The sequence below is a fragment of the Micromonospora sp. NPDC023956 genome (assembly GCF_040639195.1).
Lineage (GTDB): Bacteria > Actinomycetota > Actinomycetes > Mycobacteriales > Micromonosporaceae > Micromonospora.
Genome location: NZ_JBEZZN010000003.1, coordinates 602345 through 625398, shown reverse-complemented (window position 1 = coordinate 625398; position 23054 = coordinate 602345). Strand labels below are relative to the sequence as shown.

The window sequence follows — 23054 nt, the reverse complement described above, 5'->3', positions numbered from 1 at the left end:
CTGCTCACCGGAACTTCGGGTCGAGGGCGTCACGCAGGGCGTCACCCATGAGGATGAAGGACAGCACCGTGCCGACCAGCAGCCCACAGGGGAAGAGCAGCAGCCACGGATCCTCCAGGAAGTAGACCTGGTGGGCGTTGATCATGATGCCCCACGACTGCGCGGGCGGCTGGAGGCCGACACCGAGGAAGGTCAGGGTGGCCTCGGCGGCGACGAACGAGCCGAGCACGATCGTGGCGTAGACCATCATCGGCGCGACGGCGTTCGGCAGGATGTGCCGGAACATCAGTCGCCCGTTGGTGGCCCCCACCGCCTTCGCCGCGTGTACGTAGTCCAGGTCCTTCGACGAGATCACGCTGCCCCGGATGATCCGGGCGATGGTCGGCCACCCGAGCACCACCAGCACCAGCGTCAGCGTCCAGACGTTCTGCCGCTTGATCACCGTGAGGAACACGATCGCGCCGAGCAGGAACGGCAGCGAGAAGAAGATGTCCATCACCCGGGAGATGACCGCGTCGACCCAGCCGCCGTAGTAGCCGGCGAGCAGGCCGAAGGTGCCACCGATCAGCACGATGCCGAGGGTGGCGTAGACCGCGATCTGCATCGAGGGCCGGGCCCCGTAGATGGCGTGCGAGTAGTAGTCGCAGCCGAGGATGTCGAAGCCGAACGGGTGGTCGCCGCTCGGGGAGACCCGGGACCGGGCGGTGTCGCAGTCCCGCGGGTCCTGGCTGGTCCACAGCTTCGGGAAGAGCGCCATGGAACCGACCACGAGGACGTAGAGCGCCGCGATCATGAAGATCGGATCCCGGAACAGTTGCCGCCGGGCGTCGGCCCAGAGGCTCGCGCTGCGCTCCTTGCCGTCCTTGTCCGGCGTCGGCGCGCCGGCCACCGCCGTGACGGCCGAGGAGTCACCGCTCATGGCGGTGCCGGCGCTGCTCAGGTCGCTCATCTGCACACCTCGTTTCGCTTCGACCTGCCGTCCGACCGGACCGGATGGGTCCGCTGCGTGTCCTGCCGCCGGTCACTCATACCGGATCCTCGGGTCGAGGACGGCGTAGAGGACGTCGACCAGCAGGTTGGCGATCAGGAAGACCAGGGCGAGCATGGTGACCACGCCGACCACCACCGACGACTCGCCGGTCCGGGCGGCCTGGGTGACCAGCCGGCCGATGCCCGGGACGTTGAAGATCGTCTCGGTGACCACCGCGCCGCCGAGCAGGCCGCCGATGTCGACACCGAGGTAGGTGATCACGGGGATGAGCGAGTTGCGCAGCGTGTGTACGCCGATGACCCGCTTGTTGGTCAGGCCCTTGGCCTTGGCGGTCCGGACGTAGTCGGCCCGGACGTTCTCCATGATGCTGGTCCGGGTCAGCCGCGCCGTGGTGGCCAGCGAGATCGCGCCGAGCACCAGACCGGGGATGACCAGACTGGCCCAGGGGTAGTCGGGCTTGAAGCCGGGACTGAACACGCCGTTGGCGATCACCTCGGGTACCCAGCTCTGGTCCCGCAGTGTGTTGCCGAACTTGACGCCGACGTACTCGCGGACCAGGACGCCCAGCACGAAGATCGGCACCGAGATCAGGAAGACCGTGGAGATCTTGACCAGGTAGTCGGTGAAGCTTCCGCCGCGCAGACCGGCCAGCACACCGGCGATGATGCCGACGACGGCCTCGAAGACGATGGCGATGACGACGAGCTTCAGGGTGAACGGCACGGCGTCGGCGACCAGTTCGGTCACCTCGCGCTGACGGAGGTTAATCCCGAAGTCGAAGTGGAGGAAGATGTTCTCCATCCGCTCGCCGAACAGTTTGATGCACCAGTTGCCCCGCTGGTCCAGACACGGGTCGTCGTAGCCGAGCCGCTCGGTCAGTGCGTTCAGGACCGACTCCGGCGGCGTCCGGTCGCCGAAGAGCGCCCGGACCGGGTTCCCGCTGAACTGGACCGCCAGCGAGGTGAGGTAGTGCAGCAGGAACATGGTGCCCAGCACGGTGGGTATGAACTGGAGCAACCGTCGAACGACGTAGCGCCCCATGTCTGTTTCTCCTCTCGGCGCTGACGTGGCGGCAACGCCCTCCCTCGTAGGGAGACCGTTGCCGCCACGTCGTGTCTTACGGCTAGATCAGGGAAGCGAAGCTCAGTTCTGCTTCAGCGTGGTCTGGCCGTAGTCAGCGTCGGCGACGGCGTTCCAGACGAACTTGTCGACCTTGTCGCTGTAGACAGCGCCCACCTTGCCCCACCACATCGGGATGACCGGCAGGTCCTCGACGATCAGGTCCTCCGCCTTCTGGTAGAAGGGGATCGCCTCCTGGATGGAGTTGGCGGCGTCACCCTGCGCGAGCAGGGCGTCGAACTCGGGGTTCGCGTAGGCGGAGTTGTTGCTGTCCGCGCCGGTGCTGTAGAGCGGGGCGAGGTAGCTCTCCAGGAACGGGTAGTCAGCACTCCAGCCGAGGCGGAACGGGCCGGTGAACTTCTTGTTGTCCGCGGTCTCGAGGTACTCGGCGAACTGCAGGTTGACCTTCAGCTCGTAGTCGATGCCGAGGGCGGCCTTGACCTGGTCACCGACGGCCTGGAGCCAGGCGTCGTGGCCGGCGCCGGCGTTGGCCCACAGGGTGAGCTTGCCACCCTTCCAGCCACCCGCCTCGGCGAGGAGCTGCTTGGCCTTCTCGACGTCCTTCTTGCAGTACTGGCAGACGTTCTCGCGGGCGCCCTCGAAGGACGGCGCGACGTAGCCGCTCGCCGGGGTGAACCGGCCGTTGAAGACGGCGTCGATGATCGACTGGCGGTCGATGACCATCGAGATGGCCTGACGGATCCGCTTGTCCTTGAAGTTCGGGTTGTAGGTCGGCATGCCGACGTAGGTGAAGCTGTCGCTCGGCTGCTCGTAGAGGCGGTCGCCGTAGGTGGCCTTGGCCTCCTTGTAGCGCGCCGGCGGCAGGGTGTACATCACCTCGAGCTCACCGGCCTGGAAGGCGGCGTAGCCGGCGTCCACGTCGGCGAAGATCCGGTAGTTGATCTTGTCCGGCTTGCCCGGGTCGCCCTTCCAGCTGTCGCTGCGGACGACGGTGATGCCGACGTTGTGCTGCCAGCTGCCCTCGATCTTGTAAGGGCCGTTGCCGATCGGCGTCTCGTTGCACTTGTCCTTGTCCGCGATGCACGCCTCGGCCATCGGGAAGAAGCCCGGGTAGCCGATCGTGGTCGGGAAGCCGGAGAAGGGCTCGCTCAGCTCGACGGTGAAGGTCAGGTCGTCGACCTTCTTCAGACCGGAGAGCTCCTTGGCCTTCGGCTCCGGGGCCTTCTGCGGGCCCTCGCCGTCGGGGTCGGTGGACGAGACGTCCTTGATGCCGGCGATCCGCTTCATGAAGTACGCGTTGTTCTGGGCGTTCGGCCCGTACGCCGCGAAGTTCCACGAGCGGATGAAGGCGTCGGCGTTGACCTTCTCACCGTTGTCGAAGGTGTAGCCGTCCTTGATCTTGATCGTCCAGAGCTTCTGGTCCTGGGACTCGACCGACTCGGCCAGGTCGTTCTCCGGGGCACCGCTCTCGGCGTTGTACTTGACCAGACCACGGTAGAGCTGACGGATCACGTACAGCGACGGCTCGTCGTCCGCAGCGGACGGCAGCAGGAACGCGGGCTCCGACGCGTAGACGCGGAGCTCACCGCCGCTGCTGCCCGACTCCGACGAATCGTCGTCGCTGCCACCGCTGCATGCGGTGGCCAACATGGCGGTGGCGGTCGCCGCGACCGCCACCTTCAGGAATTTCCCGCGCATGGGAGTGCCTCCTCAGGGCGCTCGGCTCACGAGGGGGTGTGAGGTGGTTGCCACTGTGACACCACATGCGGCACAGCGGAAAGCGGTGTTATCAAGCCGATACCCGGCCGGGACGGTGCCGACATCGGCCCGGGGCGAGCCCTGATCCGCATCGGTCATCACCACTTGACCGGTTCCCCAGCGCTGCTCAGCAGGGGTCATCACAGACAACAGCGAGATCCACGGGCCCCTCCACGTGAGGATAGTCACTCTCCGCAGTGCCGCAGAAGCGCACTGTTTCCACCCGTCAGGATGAGGGCGGCTTCGGCTGTGCGGGCACCCTCCGCACCTGCTCGGACGAGGGTAGCCGGGTGCCGCGACGGACCGGGACGCGCCGCTGATCGTCCGACCTGCGGAACCGTTCGTCGCCCGATCGACGGCGTTCGCCCCTTCGCCCGTGCCGGACGGCCGGGTCGGTCACACCAGCCGGCGGTCGGCCGCCCAACGGGACAGCTCGTAACGGTTGGACATCTGGAGCTTGCGCAGCACGTTCGACACGTGCGTCTCCACCGTCTTGATGGAGATGTACAGCTCCTTGGCGATCTCCTTGTACGCGTACCCCCGGGCCAGCAGCCGCAGCACCTCGCGTTCGCGGTTGGTCAGCTGGTCCAGCTCCGGGTCGGCGACCGGGGTGTCCGGCCGGGCGGCGAAGGCGTCCAGCACGAACCCGGCCAGCCGGGGCGAGAACACCGCGTCGCCGTCGGCCACCCGGCGGATCGCCGCGGCCAGTTCGTCCGGGGAGATGGTCTTGGTCACGTAGCCCCGGGCACCGGCCCGGATCAGGCCGATCACGTCCTCGGCGGCGTCCGAGACGCTCAACGCGAGGAACCGCACCTGCGGGTGGGAACGGCGCACCGCCTCCAGTACGGCCCGACCGCCGCCGTCGGGCATGTGCACGTCCAGCAGCACCACGTCGGGACGGGCCGCCGCGATCCGGGCGACCGCCTCGGCGACCGTGCTCGCCTCCCCGACCACCTCGACGTGCGCGCCCAACTCGGCCCGGACGCCGGCGCGGAACATCGCGTGGTCGTCGACGAGGAAGACCCGCAGCCGCCCGTCCCGGACGCCCGTCTGTTCGACCTGCTCGGACATGGTCACCTGTCCCTCTCCGCCGTGGCACCGTTACCCGAGACCGGCAGGATCAACCGGACCTCGGTCCCCTCTCCGGGCCCGGAACGGATCTCCGCCCGCCCGCCGTGCCGTTTCATCCGCCCGATGATGGAACCCCGTACCCCGTGCCGGTGATCATCCACCGTCTCCCGGTCGAACCCGACACCCCGGTCCCGGACGAAGACGCTGACCTGGTCCGGCTCCACCTCGGCGTAGAGCGAGACGGTCTGCACCCGGGCGTGCTTGGCCGCGTTCACCATCGCCTCCCGGGCGGCGGCGACCAGCGCGCCCACCCGTTCGTCGGTCTCCCGGTCGCCCACCACCACCGCCTCCACCGTGATCGCGAAGGTGTCCTCCACCTCGGCCGCCGCCTGTTCCAGCGCCGCCGCGAAGCGCTCGGTGGGTGAGGCGGTCGGCTTGTAGAGCCAGCTGCGCAGCGTCCGCTCCTGCCCCCGGGCGAGTCGTTGCACCGTCTTGACGTCGGCGGCGTTGCGCTGGATCAGGGCGAGGGTGTGCAGGACCTGGTCGTGGATCATGGCGGCCAGCTCGGCGCGTTCCTGTTCCCGGATCCGCCCCTCCCGCTCCGAGCGGAGCTGGTTGAACGTCCGCCAGAGCAGGGGCGCGGCCACCACCCCGACCCCGGCCAGCCCGACCAGCGCGAAGATCACCCCGTTGATCACGGCATCGACGTTCTGCACCGGCGAGTAGACCGCCGCGACGCCGATGATGCCGACCGCGACCAGCACCCCGCCGCCGACGAAACGGAGCACGAACGCCCGCCGGTCGGTCTCCTCGACCACCGCGCTCAGCCAGGGCAGCGTCAGGGCACCGTTGGCCTGTTCACGGCGTTCCGGGGACTGGTGCCAGATCACGCCCGCGCCGACCGCGATGATGGCGACCAGCCAACCGGCCGTGCCGGCGACCCCGACCGAGTCGAAGAGCCGCATCTGCACCAGCAGCACGGCCAGCCCGATCACCACGAACGGCAGCAGTTGCGCGATGTCCCGTCGGGGCGGCCTGGCGGTGTCCCCCGGCCGCACCGGGACCACCGCCCAGAAGGCGGCGTAGAGGAGCAGGCCGAGCCCGCTGAGGCCGAGCAGCACCATGAAGGCGATCCGCACCCGGACCACCGAGACGCCGATGTGTTCGGCGATGCCGGCGGCCACGCCCACGGCCATCCGGTGCTCGCGGGCCCGGTAGAGACGAGGCGGCTGGGTCACGGTACTGATCGCGGGCTCCCTGATCGCGACGGCCGGCGCCGGTCGGTTCGCTGCGGCGCCGTCACTGATCGTCACACGGGCCACGGTCACGGGGCCACGGGGACGCCCCCGAGTTTCCGGAGCGCCGGATCTCAGGGTGCGCTCAGGGTGGGTCCCGACGACGACCCGTCCCGACACCTAGCAGGATCTACCGGTATGACCGAGGAATCCGCCCGGTCGCCCCGCCCGGAGGCGACCCACCCGGGCGTACCGCCGCCGCCGGACGGGAGCGGGAGCGCGACGTCCGCGCCGCCGGACGCCGGGCCACCCCCGGCGGGGTACGCGCCGGAGACCGTCCCCGGCGGGGTGGGCTTCACCTCACGGTACGGCCTGGTCCGCCCCCGCCAGGGGCGTTACCTGGCCGGGGTCTGTGCGGCCGTCGGGCGGGCCACCAACACCGACCCGGTGCTGTGGCGGGTGCTCCTCGCGGTGCTCGGCTTCTTCGGCGGCGTCGGAATCCTGATCTACGTCTCGGCGTGGCTGATCATCCCCGGCGAGGGGGACAGCGCCTCCCCCGTGGAGTCGATGCTGGGGCGGGGCCGGTCGAGCATGTCCCCGATCACGGTGATCGTGCTGAGCATCCTGGTCGCGGTGAGCTTCGGCTACATCGTGACCGACGCCTTCCGGGCCGTGCTGCTCGGCGCGGCGATCCTGATCGGCGGGGCGCTGCTGCTCAACCGGGACCACCCCGCCCGCGACCGTTCCGGCCGCACCCCGTCGCCCGTCGGGCCGACGACGGCACCGTCAGGGCCGTTACCCCCGGTGGCCCACCCCGCCCCGGACCGGATCCCGCCCCCGGCGACCCGCCCGGAGGCACCGGTGCCCACGCCGGCCCTCGACGCACCGTGGCCGCCCGCCTCCCGGCCGGTGTTCCCCGAGGCACCGCCGTGGCCGCTCCCGGAGCCGCTGGCCGGCCCGCTGCCGTTGCCCCCGGTCGGGCCGCTGCCCCCGGTCGCCATGGCGACCGCCCCGCCCGGGTACCGCCCGCCCTTCGCCCCGCACGGCCCCTACGCCAGGTCCAGCCCCCCACCCCCCGCGCAGCCCCCGCCACGCCGGGCGCCGAAGCCTCCCCGGGAGCGCTCACCGCTCGGCGCGGTGACCTTCTCGCTGGTCTTCCTCGCCTGCGGGATGGTCGCGGTCCTCGACCTGGTCGGGGTGGTCCGGGTCAGCGCGTCGGCGTACTTCGCGGCGACCCTGGCCACCATCGGGCTCGGGCTGGTGGTGGGTGCCTGGTTCGGCCGGGCCCGCTGGTTGATCGCACTGGGGCTGGTGACCTCGGCGGCGCTCGGCTTCGTCACCGCGGCCGAGTCGTTCGCCGAGTGGCGCACCATGAACGGGAACGTGAGCTGGACCCCGACCAGCTACGAGGACCTCGCCCCCCGGTACGAGAACACCTTCGGTGACGCGGTGCTGGACCTGCGCGGGGTGGACTTCGGCCAGCGGGACACCCGGACCACCGTCATCATCTCGTTCGGGGACGCGACGGTGCTGGTGCCGCCGAACGTCGACGTGATCACCCACGCCGAGGTGCACGCCGGTGACGCGGTCATCTTCGGAGTCCGCTCCGGCGGCCTGGACCGACAGGTACGCGAGTCCACCGACCTGGGCGCCGACGGTGCGGGCGGCGGCACGCTGCGGTTGTTCATCCAAGTCAACGCCGGCGCGTTGGAGGTGACCCGGTGAGAGCGCATCGGACCGACCTGCTGTCCCTGACCTTCGGGCTGCTCTTCCTGGCCGCCTCGGCCTGGTGGCTGCTGGCGCAACTGCTCGGCCTGGTGGTGCCGATCGGCTGGTTCCTGGCCGGCGCGCTCGTCCTGGTCGGCGTGCTGGGTCTGCTGGGCGCACTCCGCGCGGCCCGGTCGTCGGCGGACGCCGGGCCGGCCGCTGCTCCCCCGGGCACTCCGCCGGGCGGGCCGGTCCCGGCCCTCCCGGTGGCGGCGATCGGGGGCCCGCCCACGGGGGTACCCGGCGAGCCCGGCCCGCCCGGCGGGCTCGTCGCCCCGGACCGGCCGCCGGACGGCCGGACAGCCGACGCTGACCGGACCCGCCGGCCGGACGGCATCGGCTGACCGCGCCGGGATGGCCGGAGCGTCGCCCGCGCCGGTGCGAGGGCCGGCGCGGGCGGCCTATGCTGGCTGTGGAGACCTCGCTCCCGCCGCCGGCACGCCTCGTCCGCGCCGCCACGGCCCCTCCGTTGCGATTTCCGTCCCGATGCTGCTAGGAGCCCGTCCGACATGACTGAGTCCCCCGCCGTGCGCAGCCTTGCCCGGTTCGGTGAGGTTCGCATCGGCGAGCGCGCCGCGCGTACCCTCGCCGCCGAACTCGCCCGGTGCGACGACCGCAAGGCCGCCCTGCTGGTCGGCGCGGCCCCGGACGCCCCGGTGCTCGCCGTGGCGATCGAGGCGCTGCTGCCCGGGGACCACCTCACCGTGGTGCCGGCCGGGTCGACCAGCGGCGCCGAGCTGCGCCGGCACGTGGCGACGCTGGGCAGCTGGGTCGCCGACCGGGTCCGGGTCGTCGACACCCTGGCCGAGGCGGACGCCGCCGACATCATGATCGTCGGCGAGGCGCTCGCCGGCACCGCCGAGGAGGCCCGCGCGACGCTGGACGGCCTCACCAAGTACCTCACCGAGGGCGGTGTGCTGAGCGTGGCGACGCCGGCCGGGCCGGGCCGCAGCGCGGGTGCGACGGCCGAACTCGACCGGCAGGGCGCGCTGCACGGCGTCGGGGTGGACCTGGTACTGCGCAACCAGCCGCCGGTCCGGGTGCACCGCCTCCGGTTCACCCCGGTCAGCGCGGCGGCGGCGGCCCGGCTCGCCCCGGCGTACCGGCCGTCGAGCGTGCCGTTGACCCGCGACATGCACATCGACTCCAACGGGGTGGCCGCCGCGGGCATCGCCCTGGGGCTGGCCGCGCTGACCCGGGTGGCCCGCCCGACGTCGAAGCTGTGGCTGGTGCCGGCGCTCGCCGCCGCCCCGGTGGCGGCGTTCTTCCGGGACCCCGAACGGGACGTCCCGGAGGACCCGTCGGCGGTGGTCGCCGCCGCCGACGGCCGGGTGCTCTCCGTCCAGCGGCTGCACGACGAGCGGTTCGGGGCGGGCGAGTGGCTGCGGGTCGCGGTCTTCCTGTCCGTGCTCGACGTGCACGTCAACCGGTCCCCGGTGGCCGGCAAGGTGGTCGACTACTTCGTCGCCGACGGCGGCTTCGCCAACGCGATGAAGCCGGAGGCCGAGCACAACGTCGCGGCGTACACGGTGCTGGACACCGAGCACGGCACGGTGGTGGTCGCGCAGCGTACCGGCCTGATCGCCCGGCGCATCGTGCAGCGTGCCCCGGTCGGCTCGCTGCTGGCCCGGGGCGAGCGCTTCGGGCTGATCCGGTTCGGCTCGCGGACCGACGTCTACCTGCCGGCCGACGCGGCCGAGCCGCTGGTGGGACCGGGCGACAAGGTGATCGGCGGCTCCTCGGTGATCGCCCGCTGGCACTGAGCCCGCGGGCGGCGCAGGAACGGGAGGCTGAGCACGCGGAAAGGGGGTGCCGCGACGTCGCGGCACCCCCTTTCCGTCGGTTCGTCAGGCGGTCCGGCGCTGGTGCAGCCAGAGCAGCGGCCCGCTGGCCAGGTAGGCGAGCACGACCAGGGCGAAGGTGAGCCGCGGGTCGACCAGTGCGCCGATCACGGGGGCCAGCCACAGCCACGCCGGCAGTTTGATCAGCCGGGCCAGCTTGGCGTACGGGAAGCTGGAGACCATGGCGAAGGCGAGCAGGGCGACCCCGGCGACCTGGACCACCGGGGGCACCGGAAGGTCGATGGCCACGGCGAGCGCCAGCACCATGGCGGCCATGGTGGTCGGCACCCCGCAGAAGAACCGGCCGTCCTTCGGCGAGACGTTGAACCGGGCCAGCCGGATCGCGGCACAGGCCGCGACGAGGGCGCAGGCCAGCGCGGCGGCTGCGGTGGGCAGCGTGCCGGCCAGCGAGGCGTAGACCACCACCGGGGCGGCGAGGCCGAACGAGCACATGTCGGCCAGCGAGTCCATCTGCGCGCCGAACGGGCTGGCCACGTTGAGCTTGCGGGCCAGCGCACCGTCGAGCCCGTCGAAGGCGACGCAGGCGATCAGGAGCACCGCCGCGAGGCGTACCTCGCCCTGCATGGCCAGGAAGATCGCGGTCATGCCGAGCATGAGGCTGGCCAGTGTGCACCCGTTGACCAGAGCGAACTTCGCCCGTCGAGCGACCGTACGCTCACCGGGGAGCAGCGGGATCGACCGCGCCGTGGCGTCGTCCACCGGTGTCGTCGGAGCGATCGCCGGGCTCACCGGCATGACTGCCTCGATCTCGGCCCGGTTCAGCCGGTCCGAGGCGTACCGCCGGCGCAGCCGGTCGGCGTAGCGGTGCTCGGGCAGGGCCACGTCGGTCGTGTGGCGGGGATCGCCGGCGCGGCGTCCCACCCGGACCAGCAGCACCTGGCGGGCGAACGTACTGCTGCGTCGCAGCGGCCCCGCCCAGCGGCGGCCAGCGGGGCGCGGACTGTCAGACGTACGACGCCGGCGCCATGGGGCTCTCGGCACGTTTCCTCCATCACCGGATCGGTTTCACCGCCTCGGGGGCGGGCGTCCGGCTCTCTCGTGCCGGGCCGCTTCTGGCCCGGCAGCCGTCAAAGCGGAGTACACCATTGCACAGTGGTACGGGACTTGGCGATAGCTGCCGGCGGTACTTATCTCCCGTAAACCGCGTTAATCGCCCGGTTATTCCCGATCGCGGGCTAGCGTCCTTTTCTCCGCCGATCTCCACTGCTGACTCTACCGGAGCGGGTCGATGCCGGCTCGGTGAGCGATCGGCTATCCAATCAGCCGGAGAGCCCGTACGGCGATGTCGGTCAATGGCAGGTCGGCGGCGTCACGTCGGTCGAACCAGGCGGCCCGCGCGGTGGAGCCGCCGGCCAGTTCGGTCACCTCGGGCACGGTCGGCGCCTCCACCACGACCCGGTAGAGCACCCGGACGCCGTGCCAGTCCAACGGCCGCCCCTCCGGCCCCAGCGCTGCGGGATTGTGCAGACTGCTCGCGTCGAGCAGGGCGGTCACCCGACCGAGCTGACCGGACTCCTCGACGATCTCCCGAAGCAGCGCGGGGACCGGCTGCTCACCGTGGTCGGTCCCGCCGCCCGGCAGGTGCCACCGGCCGGCTCCCGGGTACCCGGCGGAGATCTGGGTGAGCAGTACCCGCTCCGCCGGGTCGGTGACCAGTCCGTACGCGCCGAAACGCTGCCGCCGGTCGGGCGACGGCGGCTCGTACGGAACCCGGGCAACGGCGGGCGGCGCGTCCTCGGGGAGCGGGGTGACCGGCAGCCCGAGCAGGTCGGCGGTGAACGGCATCAGCGGTAGGGCCGCGGCGTCCGCCGGTGCGATCCACGCCACAAGGTCGGTAGTTCCGTCTGATTCGTGACGAAGTGTGCCGGACACTCCGTTGACGCGGTAGATGATGCGATCGGTGTGCAACGCCAGCGCGATGTCCGGAAGCCGGATCACGTCGGCCACCACCGCCTCCAGCCCGGCGACCTCGACCACGAGCCCCGTCTCCTCGGCGAACTCGCGGACCACCGCGTCCGCCGGGTGCTCGGCGTGCTCCAGCCCGCCCCCGGGCAGCTGCCAGACGCCCGGGAAGTCGTCCAGCGCGGAACCCCGGGCCAGCAGCACCTGGCCGTCCGCCCCGGTCAGCAGCCCGTACGCCCCGATCCGCCGCCGTTGCTCCAGCTTCCCCACGACCCCTCCCCCGCACGCCTACCCCGCAGATCATGAGGTTAGCCGTGCCCGCGCCGGGGCACGCACCACGAACGCGGGAGGTGGTGACACCCCGGCGTCGATCCCGCCGCCCGGGTGGGCGCGACGGCGCCGCCGGGACAGGTCAGCTCAGCGCGACCTGGACGGCTTCGGCGGTCACCTCGGTCAGCCGGTCGGCGGGGATGGTCTCCAGTTCGTCCCGGGCGAACCAGCGGGCCTCGCAGGTGGAACCCCCGACATCGGCCACGGTGGGCGGGGCCGGCTGGTCGACCACCACCCGGTAGAAGGCACGCACGCCGTGCCAGTCGATCGGGTAGCCCTCGGGGCCGAGCGAGGCGGCGTCCCGGTGGCTCGCCACCCCGAGCAGCCCGACCAGGCGACCGGTCTGACCGGTCTCCTCGACCAGTTCCCGGATCAACGCCGCACCGGGCTGCTCGCCGTAGTCGGTGCCCCCGCCGGGCAGGTGCCAGCAGCCCGCGCCCGGATAGCCCTCCGCCACCCGGGTGAGCAGTACCCGCCCCTCCGGGTCGGTGGCCACCGCGTACGCGGCGAAGCGCTGCGCCCGGTGCAGCCCGTCCGGGCCGGGCACCGCGTAGAAGGAGGGGAACTCCGGTGCCTCGTCCGGCACCACGTCGGCGGCACCGGAGGGCAGGCCCAGGGCCCGCGCGGTGAACGCGCGCAGCGGCAGCCCGCACGCCTCGTCGAGGGAGAGCCAGCGGGCCAGGTCGGTCGGACGGTCGACCCGGTCGGTCAGCGTTCCGCCCCGGACCGAGACCCGGTAGATGAGGCGGTCGGTGTGGATGGTGATGCCGCGTTCGGGCAGCGCCCGCATGTCGGCGAGGACGTCCGCGAGGCCGGAGACGGCGACGGAGAGCCCGGTCTCGGCGGCGGTCTCCCGGACGACCGTGTGGTTCGGGTCCTCGCCGTGGTCGACCGCCCCGCCGGGCAGCGACCACGTGCCGGGGGTGCCGGAGCGCTCCGATGCGCGGACCAGCAACACCCGGCCGACCGAGTCGGCACAGACTGCGTATGCCGCGATCCTGCGGAGCGGCTCCAGCATGGTGGTCACGGGGCTGAATTCTCCCCCTGACCTGGTACGACATCGAAAAACAGTCAGATTCCTGACGGAGCACTTCCCTCTCAGGGATCGATCAGGGTATAGATCCGGGCCCTCACCGAGGGCAACCGGACTGCGACCGGGGAGGGTGGAGCCATGACGTGGACGAGCCCCTCATCCCAGGCCCCGTACCGACAACTCCGCAGGCCCACCACCGACCGGATGGTGGCCGGTGTCGCCAGCGGCCTCGGCCGCTACTTCGACGTCGACCCGACCCTGGTCCGGGTGGTCTTCGCGGTGGCCACCCTGTTCACCGCCGGCGCGGCGCTGCTGGCGTACCCGGTGATGTGGTTCCTCATGCCCGAGGAGCCGGCGGACGCGCCGGCCTGGCCGCAGCCGGCGCAGGGTCCGCCGCCCCGGTGAGGCGGGTGGCGGCGTCGACCCCCCGCCCGCCGGGCCGGCCCGCTCGCCTCACTCCCACTCGATGGTGCCCGGGGGCTTGCTGGTCACGTCCAGCACCACCCGGTTGACCTCCGCCACCTCGTTGGTGATCCGGGTGGAGATCCGGGCGATCACGTCGTACGGCAGCCGGGACCAGTCGGCGGTCATCGCGTCCTCGCTGGAGACCGGACGGAGCACCACCGGGTGTCCGTAACTGCGTCCGTCACCCTGCACCCCCACGCTGCGCACGTCGGCCAGGAGGACCACCGGGAACTGCCACACGTCCCGGTCCAGGCCGGCGGCGGTCAACTCCTCGCGGGCGATCAGGTCGGCCTGGCGGAGCAGGTCCAGCCGCTCCCGGTCCACCGCGCCGATGATCCGGATGGCCAGACCCGGGCCCGGGAAGGGGTGCCGCCAGACCATCGCCTCGGGCAGCCCCAGCTCCAGCCCGAGCGCCCGGACCTCGTCCTTGAAGAGCGTGCGCAGCGGCTCCACCAGGGCGAACCTCAGGTCCTCCGGCAACCCGCCGACGTTGTGGTGGCTCTTGATGTTGGCGGTGCCGGTGCCGCCGCCGGACTCCACCACGTCCGGGTAGAGGGTGCCCTGCACCAGGAACTCGACGTCGCCGTGGGCGGCGACCTCCCGGGCCGCGGCCTCGAAGACCCGGATGAACTCCCGGCCGATGATCTTGCGCTTCTGCTCCGGGTCGGTCACCCCGGCCAGCGCGTCGAGGAACCGTTCCTGCGCGTCGACCACCTTCAGCTTGATCCCGGTGGCGGCCACGTAGTCCTTCTCCACCTGCTCCGCCTCACCGGCGCGCAGCAGGCCGTGGTCGACGAAGACGCAGGTGAGCTGGTCACCGACCGCCCGGTGCACCAGGGCGGCGGCGACCGCCGAGTCGACCCCGCCGCTGAGGCCGCAGATGACCTCCTTGTCGCCGACCTGGGCGCGGATCCGCTCGACCTGCTCCTCGATGATGTTGGCCGGAGTCCAGGTCGGCTCGATGCCGGCGATGTCGTAGAGGAAGCGCTGGAGCATCTCCTGCCCGTGCGCGGTGTGCCCGACCTCCGGGTGGAACTGCACACCGGCCCGCCGGCCGGCCACGTCCTCGAAGGCGGCGACCGGCGCACCCGCCGACTCGGCGGTCACCGTGAAGCCGCCGGGGGCCTCGGTCACGCAGTCGCCGTGGCTCATCCAGACCGGCAACTCGGCCGGCAACTCGCGCAGCAGCACCCCGGCGTCGCCCCGGGGCCGCAACGGGGTCCCGCCGTACTCACGGTTACCGGTACGGGCGACGGTGCCGCCGAGGGCCTGCGCCATCGCCTGGAAGCCGTAGCAGATGCCGAAGACCGGGACCTCGGCGGTGAACAGCCCGGCGTCGATCTGCGGCGCACCCGGTGCGTAGACGCTCGACGGACCACCGGACAGGATGATCGCCGCCGGGTTCCTGGCCAGCATCTCGGCGACCGGCATCGAGTGCGGCACGACCTCGGAGTAGACCCGCGCCTCACGCACCCGTCGGGCGATGAGCTGGGCGTACTGGGCTCCGAAGTCCACCACGAGGACAGGGCGAGGCGTGCTCATGCGCAGAAAGCCTACCGACAGTCACCTCGGCCCCCACCGGCGGCCGGCTCTGCCCGGCGGGTGTGCGGGGTGAGGTGGTGGCAGGGACGCTCGCTCGGCAGGAATAGCGCTCCACTTCGTAGAACTGAGCGAACGGAGGAGCTTTTGACCATATACGGTATTCACACCATTTATCCCTGACTGTCGAGTGAGATCTACGGGCCGAACGCCACGGCACGCACCGGGTCGTCGGAAGCGGGCAGTCGGGCGGACGCGACGCACCCGAAGCCGGCCGAGGAGAGCGGATGACCGAGTGGTGGCTGTGGATGTACATCGCCGCCATGGCGGGTGGCGTGGTGCTCTTCGCCCGATGGCGGGCGAACCCGCGCGGAGTGCCACTGAGCGAGTACCGGGTGGCGATCGCGATCCCGCTCTGGTCCGGATCCTGGTACCTGGTCATGGCCCTGGGCGGTGGCCGGACGGAGGTGGCCGGCCACCTGCTCTACTGGGCGCGGTACGTCGACTGGGTGGTCACCGCGCCCCTGTTGCTGGTGGCGCTGACGCTGACCGCGACGCACTCCCTCCCCGGACGCTGCTGGGGGTTGATGAGCGCCCTGATCGGGACGACCGTGGTGGTGATCATCAGCGGTCTGGCCGCCGAACTCACGTCGGACGCCAACACCCGCTACACCCTCTACACGGTCGGGGTGCTGGCCTTCCTCGCGGTCTACGGCCTGATCTGGGGCCCCCTGCACGCGCACGTCCGTCGCCAGCCGAAGGAGATCGTCGAGGTGTACCGGGAGGCGGCCCTGCTGCTCAGCGCCCTCTGGGTGGGCTATCCCCTGCTCTGGTTGATCGGCCCGACCGGTGTCGGCCTGATCGGCTCCTCGACCACCAGCCTGCTCTTCGTCGTGCTGTCCATCTTGTCGAAAGTGGGCTGGAGCATCGTCGATCTCGGCCGGCTACGTTCCCTCTCCGACCGTGGTCGACTCATCGTCGCCTGAACCGACCGCCGGGCCTGGCGCGCCACTGCCGGCGGCCGGCGGCGGTGCGCCCACCCGAGCCCGACGGCCGCCGTCGGGGCCGACCGGCGCAGCGGGCGGCCCGGGGAATCCGGACCGGCTGCTGCTGCGCACCGGGACCGCCTCGCAACTCGCGCTCGGCGCCCTACTGGCGCTGGCACCGCTGATCCACGCCGGCCAACTGGGCCGCTCGTCGGCCCTCCTGATCGCCGGACTGCTCCTCGGGCTCCCCCACGGCGCAGTCGACCACCTGGTACCCGCCTGGCTGTCGACAGCCGCCCGACCGTGGTCGGCGCGGGTGGCGCTGCTGGTGGTCTACGCGGCCGTCGCCGGTGCCGGACTGGCGGCCTTCCGGGCCGCGCCGGACTGGGCGCTGGTCGGGTTCCTCGTCGTGTCGGTCGTTCACTTCGGCACCGCCGACGTGGCGTTCCACGCCGAACGGGACCGCCGACCGATCCGACCGGGGGTGCCGGTCGTGCTCGCGTACGGGGGACCGCCGGTGGTCGTCCCGCTGGCGCTGTGGCGGGACCAGGTCGACCCGTTGCTGGCGGCGGTGGCCCCAGGGGCACCGGCGCTGCTCACCGTCGAGGTACGGACGCTGGCGCTGACCGCCGTGCTGTGCGCGGTCGCGGTCACCGCGATCCGGGACATCCGCGCCGGGCGCGCCCGCGACGCCGGCCAGCCCGTCCTCCTCGTCGGGCTGTTCAGCGCCGTCCCGCCACCGGTGGCCATCGGGGCGTACTTCGCCGCGTGGCACTCCTGCCGCCATGTCGCCCGGTTGCTGCGCCACGATCCGCAGAACACGCTCGACCTGGCGAGCGGACGGCTCGGCCCGCCGCTGCGCCGTTTCGCCCGGCAGGCGGCGGCTCCCACGGTGGTCGCCGTGGCCGCCCTGACCGCCCTGGTCACCTGGTCCGGCCACCGAACGGACCCGCTGCCCGCGACGGTCGCCGTACTGGCCGCGCTGACCCTCCCGCACGCGGTGCTGGTCGCCTGGACGGACCGACGCGAACCCGGGCCGCCACGCCCGCCGCTCTGACCCCGGCCGCGGGCCTGGTCACCTCCGCAGGGCGCCGGGAGCGTCGGCCGGAACCGCCGGGAGTCGGGGCGGCACCGGTTCCAGCCGCCGGTAGGGCGCGCCGAGCGGCGGTCTCGGGTCCGCGTCGCCCCGGTTCGGCCAGAACGCCATCGCCCGTTCCGCCTGCGCGGCGATGGTCAACGACGGATTGACCCCCAGGTTCGCCGAAACTGCCGCACCGTCCACTACGTGCAGACCCGGGTGGCCGAAGACCCGGTGGTACGGGTCGATCACCCCGTCGGCGGGCTCGGCACCGATCACCGCGCCGCCGAGGAGGTGCGCGGTCATCGGGATGTCGAACGGCTCGGTCAGCGACCCGCCCGGCACCCCGCCGATCTCCTCGGCGAGCAGCCGAGCCGCCTGGTTGCCGGCCGGGATCCAGGTCGGGTTCGGCGTGCCGTGCCCCGGGCCGGAGACCAGCCGACGACCGAGCGGGCCGCGCCGCAGCCGGGTGGTCAGCGAGTTGTCCGCCGACTGCATGACCAGCGCGATCACCGTCCGCTCCGACCAGCCCCGGACGGACAGCATCCGGGCCGCCAGAGCCGGCTGCCGGAGCAGGATGCCCAGCCAGCGGCGGAGCCGGCGCGGGCCGCCGTCGACCAGCAGCGACTGGAAGAGCCCCATCGCGTTGGAGCCGCGCCCGTACCGGACCGGCTCGATGTGGGTCTGCGGGTCCGGGTGGAACGAGCTGGTGATCGCCACCCCCTCGGTGAAGTCCAGCCCCTCGGCGCGGGCCCGACGGCGGGGCACCGCCGCGCCGAGGATCGCCTCGGAATTGGTCCGGGTCAGCTCGCCGAGGCGGGACGAGATCCCGGGCAGCGCACCGGCCGCCCGCATCTCGTGCAGCAGTCGCTGGGTGCCGAGCGCACCGGCCGCCAGGACCACCTGGTCGGCCTCGAAGACCTGGCGTCGTCTCCGCAGCCAGGACCCGGTGCGGACGGTCTCCACCCGGTACCCGCCGCCGGGGGCGGGCCGGATCGCGGTCACCGTGGTCAGCGGGTGAACCCGCGCGCCGAGCCGCTCGGCGAGCCAGAGGTAGTTCTTGACCAGGGTGTTCTTCGCCCCGTGCCGGCAACCGGTCATGCAGGAGCCGCAGTGGGTGCAGCCGGTGCGTTCCGGGCCGGCCCCGCCGAAGTACGGGTCGGCCACCCGTTCGCCGGGGCGGCCGATGTGCACGCCGACCGGGGTCGGGTGCACGGTGTGTCCGACCCCCATCCGCGCGGCCACCGCCCGCATCACCCGGTCCGCGCCGGTCTCCACCGGGTACGTGGTGACGCCGAGCATCCGCTTCGCCTGGTCGTAGTGGCCGGCCAGTTCGGCGCGCCAGTCGGTGATGTCCCGCCACTGCGGGTCGTCGTAGAAGGCGTCCAGGGGTTCGTAGAGGGTGTTCGCGTAGACCAGGGAACCACCGCCCACCCCGGCTCCGGAGAGCACCAGCACTCCCCCGCCGGCCTTCCGGTCGGCCGCGCGGAGCAGGCTGATCCGTTGGATGCCGTAGCAGCCCAGCCGGGGGGCCCAGAGGAACCGCCGCAGCCGCCAGGAGGTTTCCGGGAACTCGTGGTCGGCGAACCGCCGCCCGGCCTCCAGCACGCCGACCGACCAGCCCTTCTCGGCGAGCCGCAGAGCCGTGACGCTGCCACCGAAGCCGGACCCGACGACCAGCACGTCGTACCGCATGGACGCATCATCTACCCATCGGTAACTTCACGCCAGGGGCAGATTTCGCACGCTGCGCACGGCTGCGGCGGCACCTCGGCCGCGCCGCGTACCGCTCGCTCCGGTGCTAGCGGGGGCGGTCCGGACGCTGCGTCCCGAACAGCCAGGCGTCGAAGAGGGTGTCGAGCTGCCGGCCGGAGACCTGTTCGGCCAGGGCGACGAAGTCGTCGGTGGTGGCGTTGCCGTCGCGCTTGTCGGCGACCCAGGTGCGCAGGAGACGGAAGAACGCGTCGTCGCCGACGGTCACCCGCAGCGCGTGCACCGTCATCGCACCACGCTGGTAGACCGATGCGCTGAACAGCTCGTCCGCGCCCGGGTTCCCCGGCGGGATGCGCCACAGCGCGGCCGAGGAGCCGGTGTACGCGGCGTCGAACGCCTGCTGTGCGGTCCCGTCGCCCTGGTGTTCCGCCCAGAGCCACTCGGCGTAGGTGGCGAGGCCCTCGTTGAGCCAGATGTCCCGCCAGCGCTGGAGCGACACGCTGTTGCCGAACCACTGGTGCGCGATCTCGTGCACGACGATCCCGGTGTTCTCGCCGGTGCTGAAGAACCCGGCGGAGTAGACCGGCCGGCTCTGCGTCTCCAGCGCGTAGCGGATCCGGCTGTCCGAGATCACCACCCCGCCGTACGCCCCGAACGGGTACGGCCCGAAGAGGCTCTCCAGGTAGTCGGCGACCTGGAGGGTCCGGGCCATCGACGCGTCCGCCGCGCCCCGGGGAACCTTGGTGGTCACCGCCGTCACCACCGGCCGTCCCCTGTGCTCGCCGGTCTCCATCCGGTACTCCCCGATCACCAGCGTGCTCAAGTAGCTCGCCATCGGGGTCCGTTCGGCCCACTTCCAGGTGGTCCAGCCGCCCGCGCTGGTGCGGCCGGCCGGCACGCCGTTGCTCACCGCGACCAGCCCGTCCGGCACGGTGACCTCGATGTCGTACGTGGCCTTGTCGGAGGGGTGGTCGTTGACCGGGAACCAGGTGCTCGCCGACTCCGGCTGGCCGAGGGCGATCGCCCCGTCCGAGGTGTGCATGAAGCCGCCCTCGCCGAGCGCCGCGTTCGCCAGTGGCTCGGGCTTGCCGTCGTAGCGGACCTCGACCTCGAAGCCGTTGCCGGCGGGAAGACCGGCGGCGGGGGCGATGACCAGTTCGGCACCCCGGTGGTCGTGCGAGGCCGGTGCGCCGTCCACGCTCACCGCCCGGACGGTCAGCCCGGCCAGGTCCAGGTTGAGGCGGGACAGGTCCACGGTGGCGGTCGCCCGGACGGTGACGACGCCGGTGAGCCGGTCCTGCGCCGGGTCGTAGCGGACCTTCACCGCGTACTCGCGGACGTCGTAGCCGCCGTTGCCGTAGGTCGGGAAATAGGTGTCCCCCACCCCCGGCGTGCCGGGGACGAACCTGCGGACACTCGGCGACGAGGCGGACGGCTGGGGGACCTCGTCCGGCTCGGTCGGGGACGACTCGCAGCCGCCCGCCGCCAGCAGTCCCGCCACCAGCAGCAGTGCGGCGCGGCGCTTCGTACGGCGTACCTGTGTCATCGCTACCTCCGCACAGAAGTCGCCGTCGGCCGCCTGTCCCGCGCACAGCCCGTCGGTGTCACCGTCGGTCCGGAGCATCGTAGGGCCGGAACCCGCCCGCCCTACGATGATCACACACGGATCACGGGACCTTCGGCGCGGTCTTGCCGGTCAGCCAGGCGTCGAAGAGCGCGTCGAGCTGCCGCCCGGAGACCCGTTCGGCGAGCGCGACGAAGTCCTCGGTGGTGGCGTTGCCGTTCCGGTGCTCGGTCAGGAAGGTCCGCAGGGTGGTGAAGAACGCGTCGTCACCGACCGTACGGCGCAACGCGTGCACGGCGAGTGCCCCCCGCTGGTAGACGGCGTCGGAGAAGAGGTTGTCCGGCCCCGGGTCCAGGGCCGGCTTCGACCAGTCGGTGACGGCGTACCGGCGCGCGAAGGCCTGCTGGACGGTGGGGCCGCCGTCGTGCTCCGCCCAGAGCCACTCGGCGTAGGTGGCGAAGCCCTCGTTCAGCCACATGTCACTCCACCGGGTCAGCGAGACGCTGTTACCGAACCACTGGTGGGCCACCTCGTGCGCGACGACGGCGAGGTTCTCGCCGGACCGGAACGAGCTGGCGTCGTACACCGGACGGGACTGGGTCTCCAGGGCGTACTTGATCCGGTCGTCCGACACCACGATGCCGCCGTAGGAGTCGAAGGGGTAGGGGCCGAAGAGGGTGGCGAAGTAGTCCGCCACCTCGCCGGTACGGGCCACGGACCGCTGCGCCGGACCGCCCTTCGGGACGTCCGCGTGGTACGCCGTCACCATCGGTTTGCCCCGGTGGGTGGACTTCTGGATCCGCAGGTTCCCGGTGGCCAGGACGGCGAGGTAGCTGGCCATGGGGAACCGCTCCGACCAGACCCGCACGGTCCAGCCGTCCTCCGTCCACTCGTCGACGAGCGCGCCGTTGCTGACGGCGGCGAGTCCCTCGGGGACGGCGACGCGGATCTCGAAGGTGGCCTTGTCGGAGGGGTGGTCGTTGACCGGGAACCAGGTGCTGGCCGAGAAGGGCTGGCCCATGGCCACCGCGTCGGGGCCCTCGGCGTCGAAGAAGCCCCCGAGCCCGAGGGTGGGATGGCTGGCGGTCGTCGGAACGCCGCCGTAGTGCACCTCGACCACGAAGTCCTTTCCCTCGTCGAGGCCGCTCTCGGCGTCGACGAAGAGTTTGGCCCTGTTCTGTCGGAACGTGGTAGGCCGACCGTTCAGGATGACGGTGCCGACCGACAGGCCGGCGAGGTCCAGGCTGAACCGGGAGAGCCCCTGGGTGGCCGTGGCGATGATGCTCGCCTGACCGACCAACTCGTCCTCGTCGTAGTCGATGAAGAGCCGGTAGCTGGTGACGTCGTAGCCGCCGTTGCCCAGGTCCGGGAAGTAGGTGTCCCCGCTGGTGGCCGCGCCGGGCCGGTAGCGCTCGTCGCCCTCGCCGGTGCAGCCGACGACGGCCAGCGTCAGCGCCAGCCCGAGCACGCCGAGTCTCTTCAGGCGGCCGGCACCCGCCCCGTGCTTCATGATCACGGCGGGGATCGTACGGGGCGGGGCCGGCCTGAGCGTCAGCGGTCGAGGACCAGGCCGACCTTCTGGAACTCCTTCAGGTCGCGGTAGCCGCACTTGGCCATCGCCCGGCGCAGGCCGCCGAAGAGGTTGAGCTGGCCGTCCGGCTCGTCGGCCGGACCGAAGAGCAGCCGCTCCATCGAGCCGAGCGACTCGCCCGCGGCCTCGAACGCACCCCGGGGCAGCGACGGGTGGCTGGCCGCCGAGTGCCACCAGGCACCACCGGCCGGAGCCTCCGCGCAGAGCGAGAGCGGCTCACCGAGCATCACCGCGTCCGCGCCGCAGCCGAGCGCCTTGGCGATCTCGCCGGAGGTCTGCACGTCGCCGTCGGCGATCAGGTGCACGTACCGGCCGCCGGTCTCGTCGAGGTAGTCCCGACGGGCCGCCGCCGCGTCGGCGATCGCGGTGGCCATCGGCACCCGGATGCCGAGCACGGACTCGGTGGTGGACCAGCCGTCACCGCCGATGCCGACGATCACGCCCGCCGCGCCGGTCCGCATGAGGTGCAGCGCCGTCTTGTAGTCGGTGCAGCCGCCGACGATCACCGGCAGGTCGAGGTCGGCGATGAACTCCTTGAGGTTGAGCGGCTCGTCGGTGGTGGAGACGTGCTCGGCGGAGACGATGGTGCCCTGGATGACCAGGATGTCGACCCCGGCGTCCAGGATCACCGGGGCCAGGGCCAGGGTGTGCTGCGGCGAGACCCGGACGGCCACCGTGCCGCCCCCGGCCCGCAGCTCCCGGACCCGCTCGGCGATCAGGTCCGGCCGGATCGGCTCGGCGTAGACCTCCTGGAGCCGCTTGGTGGCGCGGGCGTCCTCGCCGAGCCCGGCCAGCTCCTCCAGCACCTTGGTCGGGTTCTCGTACCGGGTCCAGAGTCCCTCGACGTTGAGCACGCCCAGGCCGCCGAGCTGACCGAGCCGGACAGCCGAGGCCGGACTCATCGTCGCGTCGGACGGGTGCGCGACACAGGGGATGCCGAACTGGTACGCGTCGAGCTGCCAGGCGGTCGAGACGTCTTCGACGTCCCGGGTCCGCCGGCTCGGCACGATGGCGATGTCGTCCAGGTGGTAACCGCGCTGCGCGGTCTTGCCCAGCCCGATCTCGACCACGTCACGCATGGGGGTCTCC

The 23054-nt window shown here is 72.1% G+C and carries 18 protein-coding genes and 1 pseudogene; 6 read left to right on the top strand and 13 right to left on the bottom strand.

Translation table 11 applies throughout. The features are described 5' to 3' along the window. Window positions 1-4: 4 nt before the first annotated feature. From AB0F58_RS09145 to AB0F58_RS09125, 5 genes are all read right to left on the bottom strand, one after another. Window positions 5-949: an ABC transporter permease gene (locus tag AB0F58_RS09145; protein ID WP_357140121.1), complete on the bottom strand. Its 945-nt coding sequence runs from the start codon at window positions 947-949 to the stop codon at window positions 5-7. Window positions 950-1021: 72 nt separating this feature from the next. Continuing rightward, complete coding sequence (locus AB0F58_RS09140) at window positions 1022-2032, bottom strand: ABC transporter permease (protein WP_357140118.1); 1011 nt, start codon at window positions 2030-2032, stop codon at window positions 1022-1024. Window positions 2033-2134: 102 nt separating this feature from the next. Continuing rightward, window positions 2135-3769, bottom strand: a complete 1635-nt coding sequence (locus tag AB0F58_RS09135; RefSeq protein WP_357140115.1) for an ABC transporter substrate-binding protein — start codon at window positions 3767-3769, stop codon at window positions 2135-2137. A 456-nt stretch (window positions 3770-4225) separates the two neighbouring features. Beyond that, the gene (locus tag AB0F58_RS09130) at window positions 4226-4900 is read right to left on the bottom strand and encodes a response regulator transcription factor (protein ID WP_357140112.1); all 675 of its coding nucleotides are present in this window, start codon (window positions 4898-4900) and stop codon (window positions 4226-4228) included. A 2-nt stretch (window positions 4901-4902) separates the two neighbouring features. After that, on the bottom strand, window positions 4903-6138 hold the full coding sequence (locus tag AB0F58_RS09125; RefSeq protein ID WP_357140109.1) for a PspC domain-containing protein: 1236 nt from the start codon (window positions 6136-6138) through the stop codon (window positions 4903-4905). Between the two features lie 195 nt (window positions 6139-6333). Here AB0F58_RS09125 and AB0F58_RS09120 point away from each other — a divergent pair, with 195 nt between their 5' ends. From AB0F58_RS09120 to AB0F58_RS09110, 3 genes and pseudogenes are all read left to right on the top strand, one after another. Next, window positions 6334-7860: a PspC domain-containing protein gene (locus tag AB0F58_RS09120; protein ID WP_357140106.1), complete on the top strand. Its 1527-nt coding sequence runs from the start codon at window positions 6334-6336 to the stop codon at window positions 7858-7860. Continuing rightward, window positions 7857-8042, top strand: a pseudogene (locus tag AB0F58_RS09115) (hypothetical protein); the annotation flags it as partial. The gene AB0F58_RS09120 and the pseudogene AB0F58_RS09115, both read left to right, overlap by 4 nt. A gap of 369 nt (window positions 8043-8411) precedes the next feature. Then, window positions 8412-9665, top strand: coding sequence for a phosphatidylserine decarboxylase (locus AB0F58_RS09110; protein WP_357140103.1), 1254 nt, complete (start codon window positions 8412-8414; stop codon window positions 9663-9665). Between the two features lie 84 nt (window positions 9666-9749). On the opposite strand, the gene pssA is transcribed toward AB0F58_RS09110, so the two are convergent. The 3 genes from pssA to AB0F58_RS09095 form a co-directional block, all read right to left on the bottom strand. Further along, window positions 9750-10670, bottom strand: coding sequence for a CDP-diacylglycerol--serine O-phosphatidyltransferase (gene pssA, locus AB0F58_RS09105; protein WP_357140455.1), 921 nt, complete (start codon window positions 10668-10670; stop codon window positions 9750-9752). Between the two features lie 345 nt (window positions 10671-11015). Beyond that, the gene (locus tag AB0F58_RS09100; protein WP_357140452.1) at window positions 11016-11927 is read right to left on the bottom strand and encodes an NUDIX domain-containing protein; all 912 of its coding nucleotides are present in this window, start codon (window positions 11925-11927) and stop codon (window positions 11016-11018) included. Between the two features lie 151 nt (window positions 11928-12078). Further along, window positions 12079-13023, bottom strand: coding sequence for an NUDIX hydrolase (locus AB0F58_RS09095; RefSeq protein WP_357140101.1), 945 nt, complete (start codon window positions 13021-13023; stop codon window positions 12079-12081). A gap of 144 nt (window positions 13024-13167) precedes the next feature. Here AB0F58_RS09095 and AB0F58_RS09090 point away from each other — a divergent pair, with 144 nt between their 5' ends. Then, entirely contained in the window at window positions 13168-13434 is a 267-nt protein-coding gene (locus AB0F58_RS09090) for a PspC domain-containing protein (RefSeq protein ID WP_357140099.1), read from the top strand. A 48-nt stretch (window positions 13435-13482) separates the two neighbouring features. Here AB0F58_RS09090 and guaA read toward each other — a convergent pair whose 3' ends face one another. Beyond that, complete coding sequence (guaA, locus tag AB0F58_RS09085; RefSeq protein WP_357140096.1) at window positions 13483-15036, bottom strand: glutamine-hydrolyzing GMP synthase; 1554 nt, start codon at window positions 15034-15036, stop codon at window positions 13483-13485. A gap of 284 nt (window positions 15037-15320) precedes the next feature. On the opposite strand from guaA, the gene AB0F58_RS09080 reads away from it, so the two are divergent. Together AB0F58_RS09080 and AB0F58_RS09075 are read left to right on the top strand one after the other, a co-directional pair. After that, window positions 15321-16019: a bacteriorhodopsin gene (locus tag AB0F58_RS09080; RefSeq protein WP_357140092.1), complete on the top strand. Its 699-nt coding sequence runs from the start codon at window positions 15321-15323 to the stop codon at window positions 16017-16019. After that, a complete protein-coding gene (locus AB0F58_RS09075) occupies window positions 15997-17076 on the top strand; it encodes a Brp/Blh family beta-carotene 15,15'-dioxygenase (RefSeq protein ID WP_357140089.1) in 1080 nt (359 codons plus the stop codon). Before AB0F58_RS09080 ends, AB0F58_RS09075 begins: the two co-directional genes overlap by 23 nt. A gap of 18 nt (window positions 17077-17094) precedes the next feature. Here AB0F58_RS09075 and AB0F58_RS09070 read toward each other — a convergent pair whose 3' ends face one another. From AB0F58_RS09070 to AB0F58_RS09055, 4 genes are all read right to left on the bottom strand, one after another. Next, entirely contained in the window at window positions 17095-18792 is a 1698-nt protein-coding gene (locus AB0F58_RS09070) for a GMC family oxidoreductase (protein ID WP_357140086.1), read from the bottom strand. A 106-nt stretch (window positions 18793-18898) separates the two neighbouring features. After that, the gene (locus AB0F58_RS09065; protein WP_357140083.1) at window positions 18899-20356 is read right to left on the bottom strand and encodes a M1 family metallopeptidase; all 1458 of its coding nucleotides are present in this window, start codon (window positions 20354-20356) and stop codon (window positions 18899-18901) included. Window positions 20357-20477: 121 nt separating this feature from the next. Next, entirely contained in the window at window positions 20478-21884 is a 1407-nt protein-coding gene (locus tag AB0F58_RS09060) for a M1 family metallopeptidase (RefSeq protein ID WP_357140450.1), read from the bottom strand. A gap of 41 nt (window positions 21885-21925) precedes the next feature. Next, window positions 21926-23044: a GuaB3 family IMP dehydrogenase-related protein gene (locus AB0F58_RS09055; RefSeq protein WP_357140080.1), complete on the bottom strand. Its 1119-nt coding sequence runs from the start codon at window positions 23042-23044 to the stop codon at window positions 21926-21928. Between the last annotated feature and the right edge of the window lie 10 nt (window positions 23045-23054).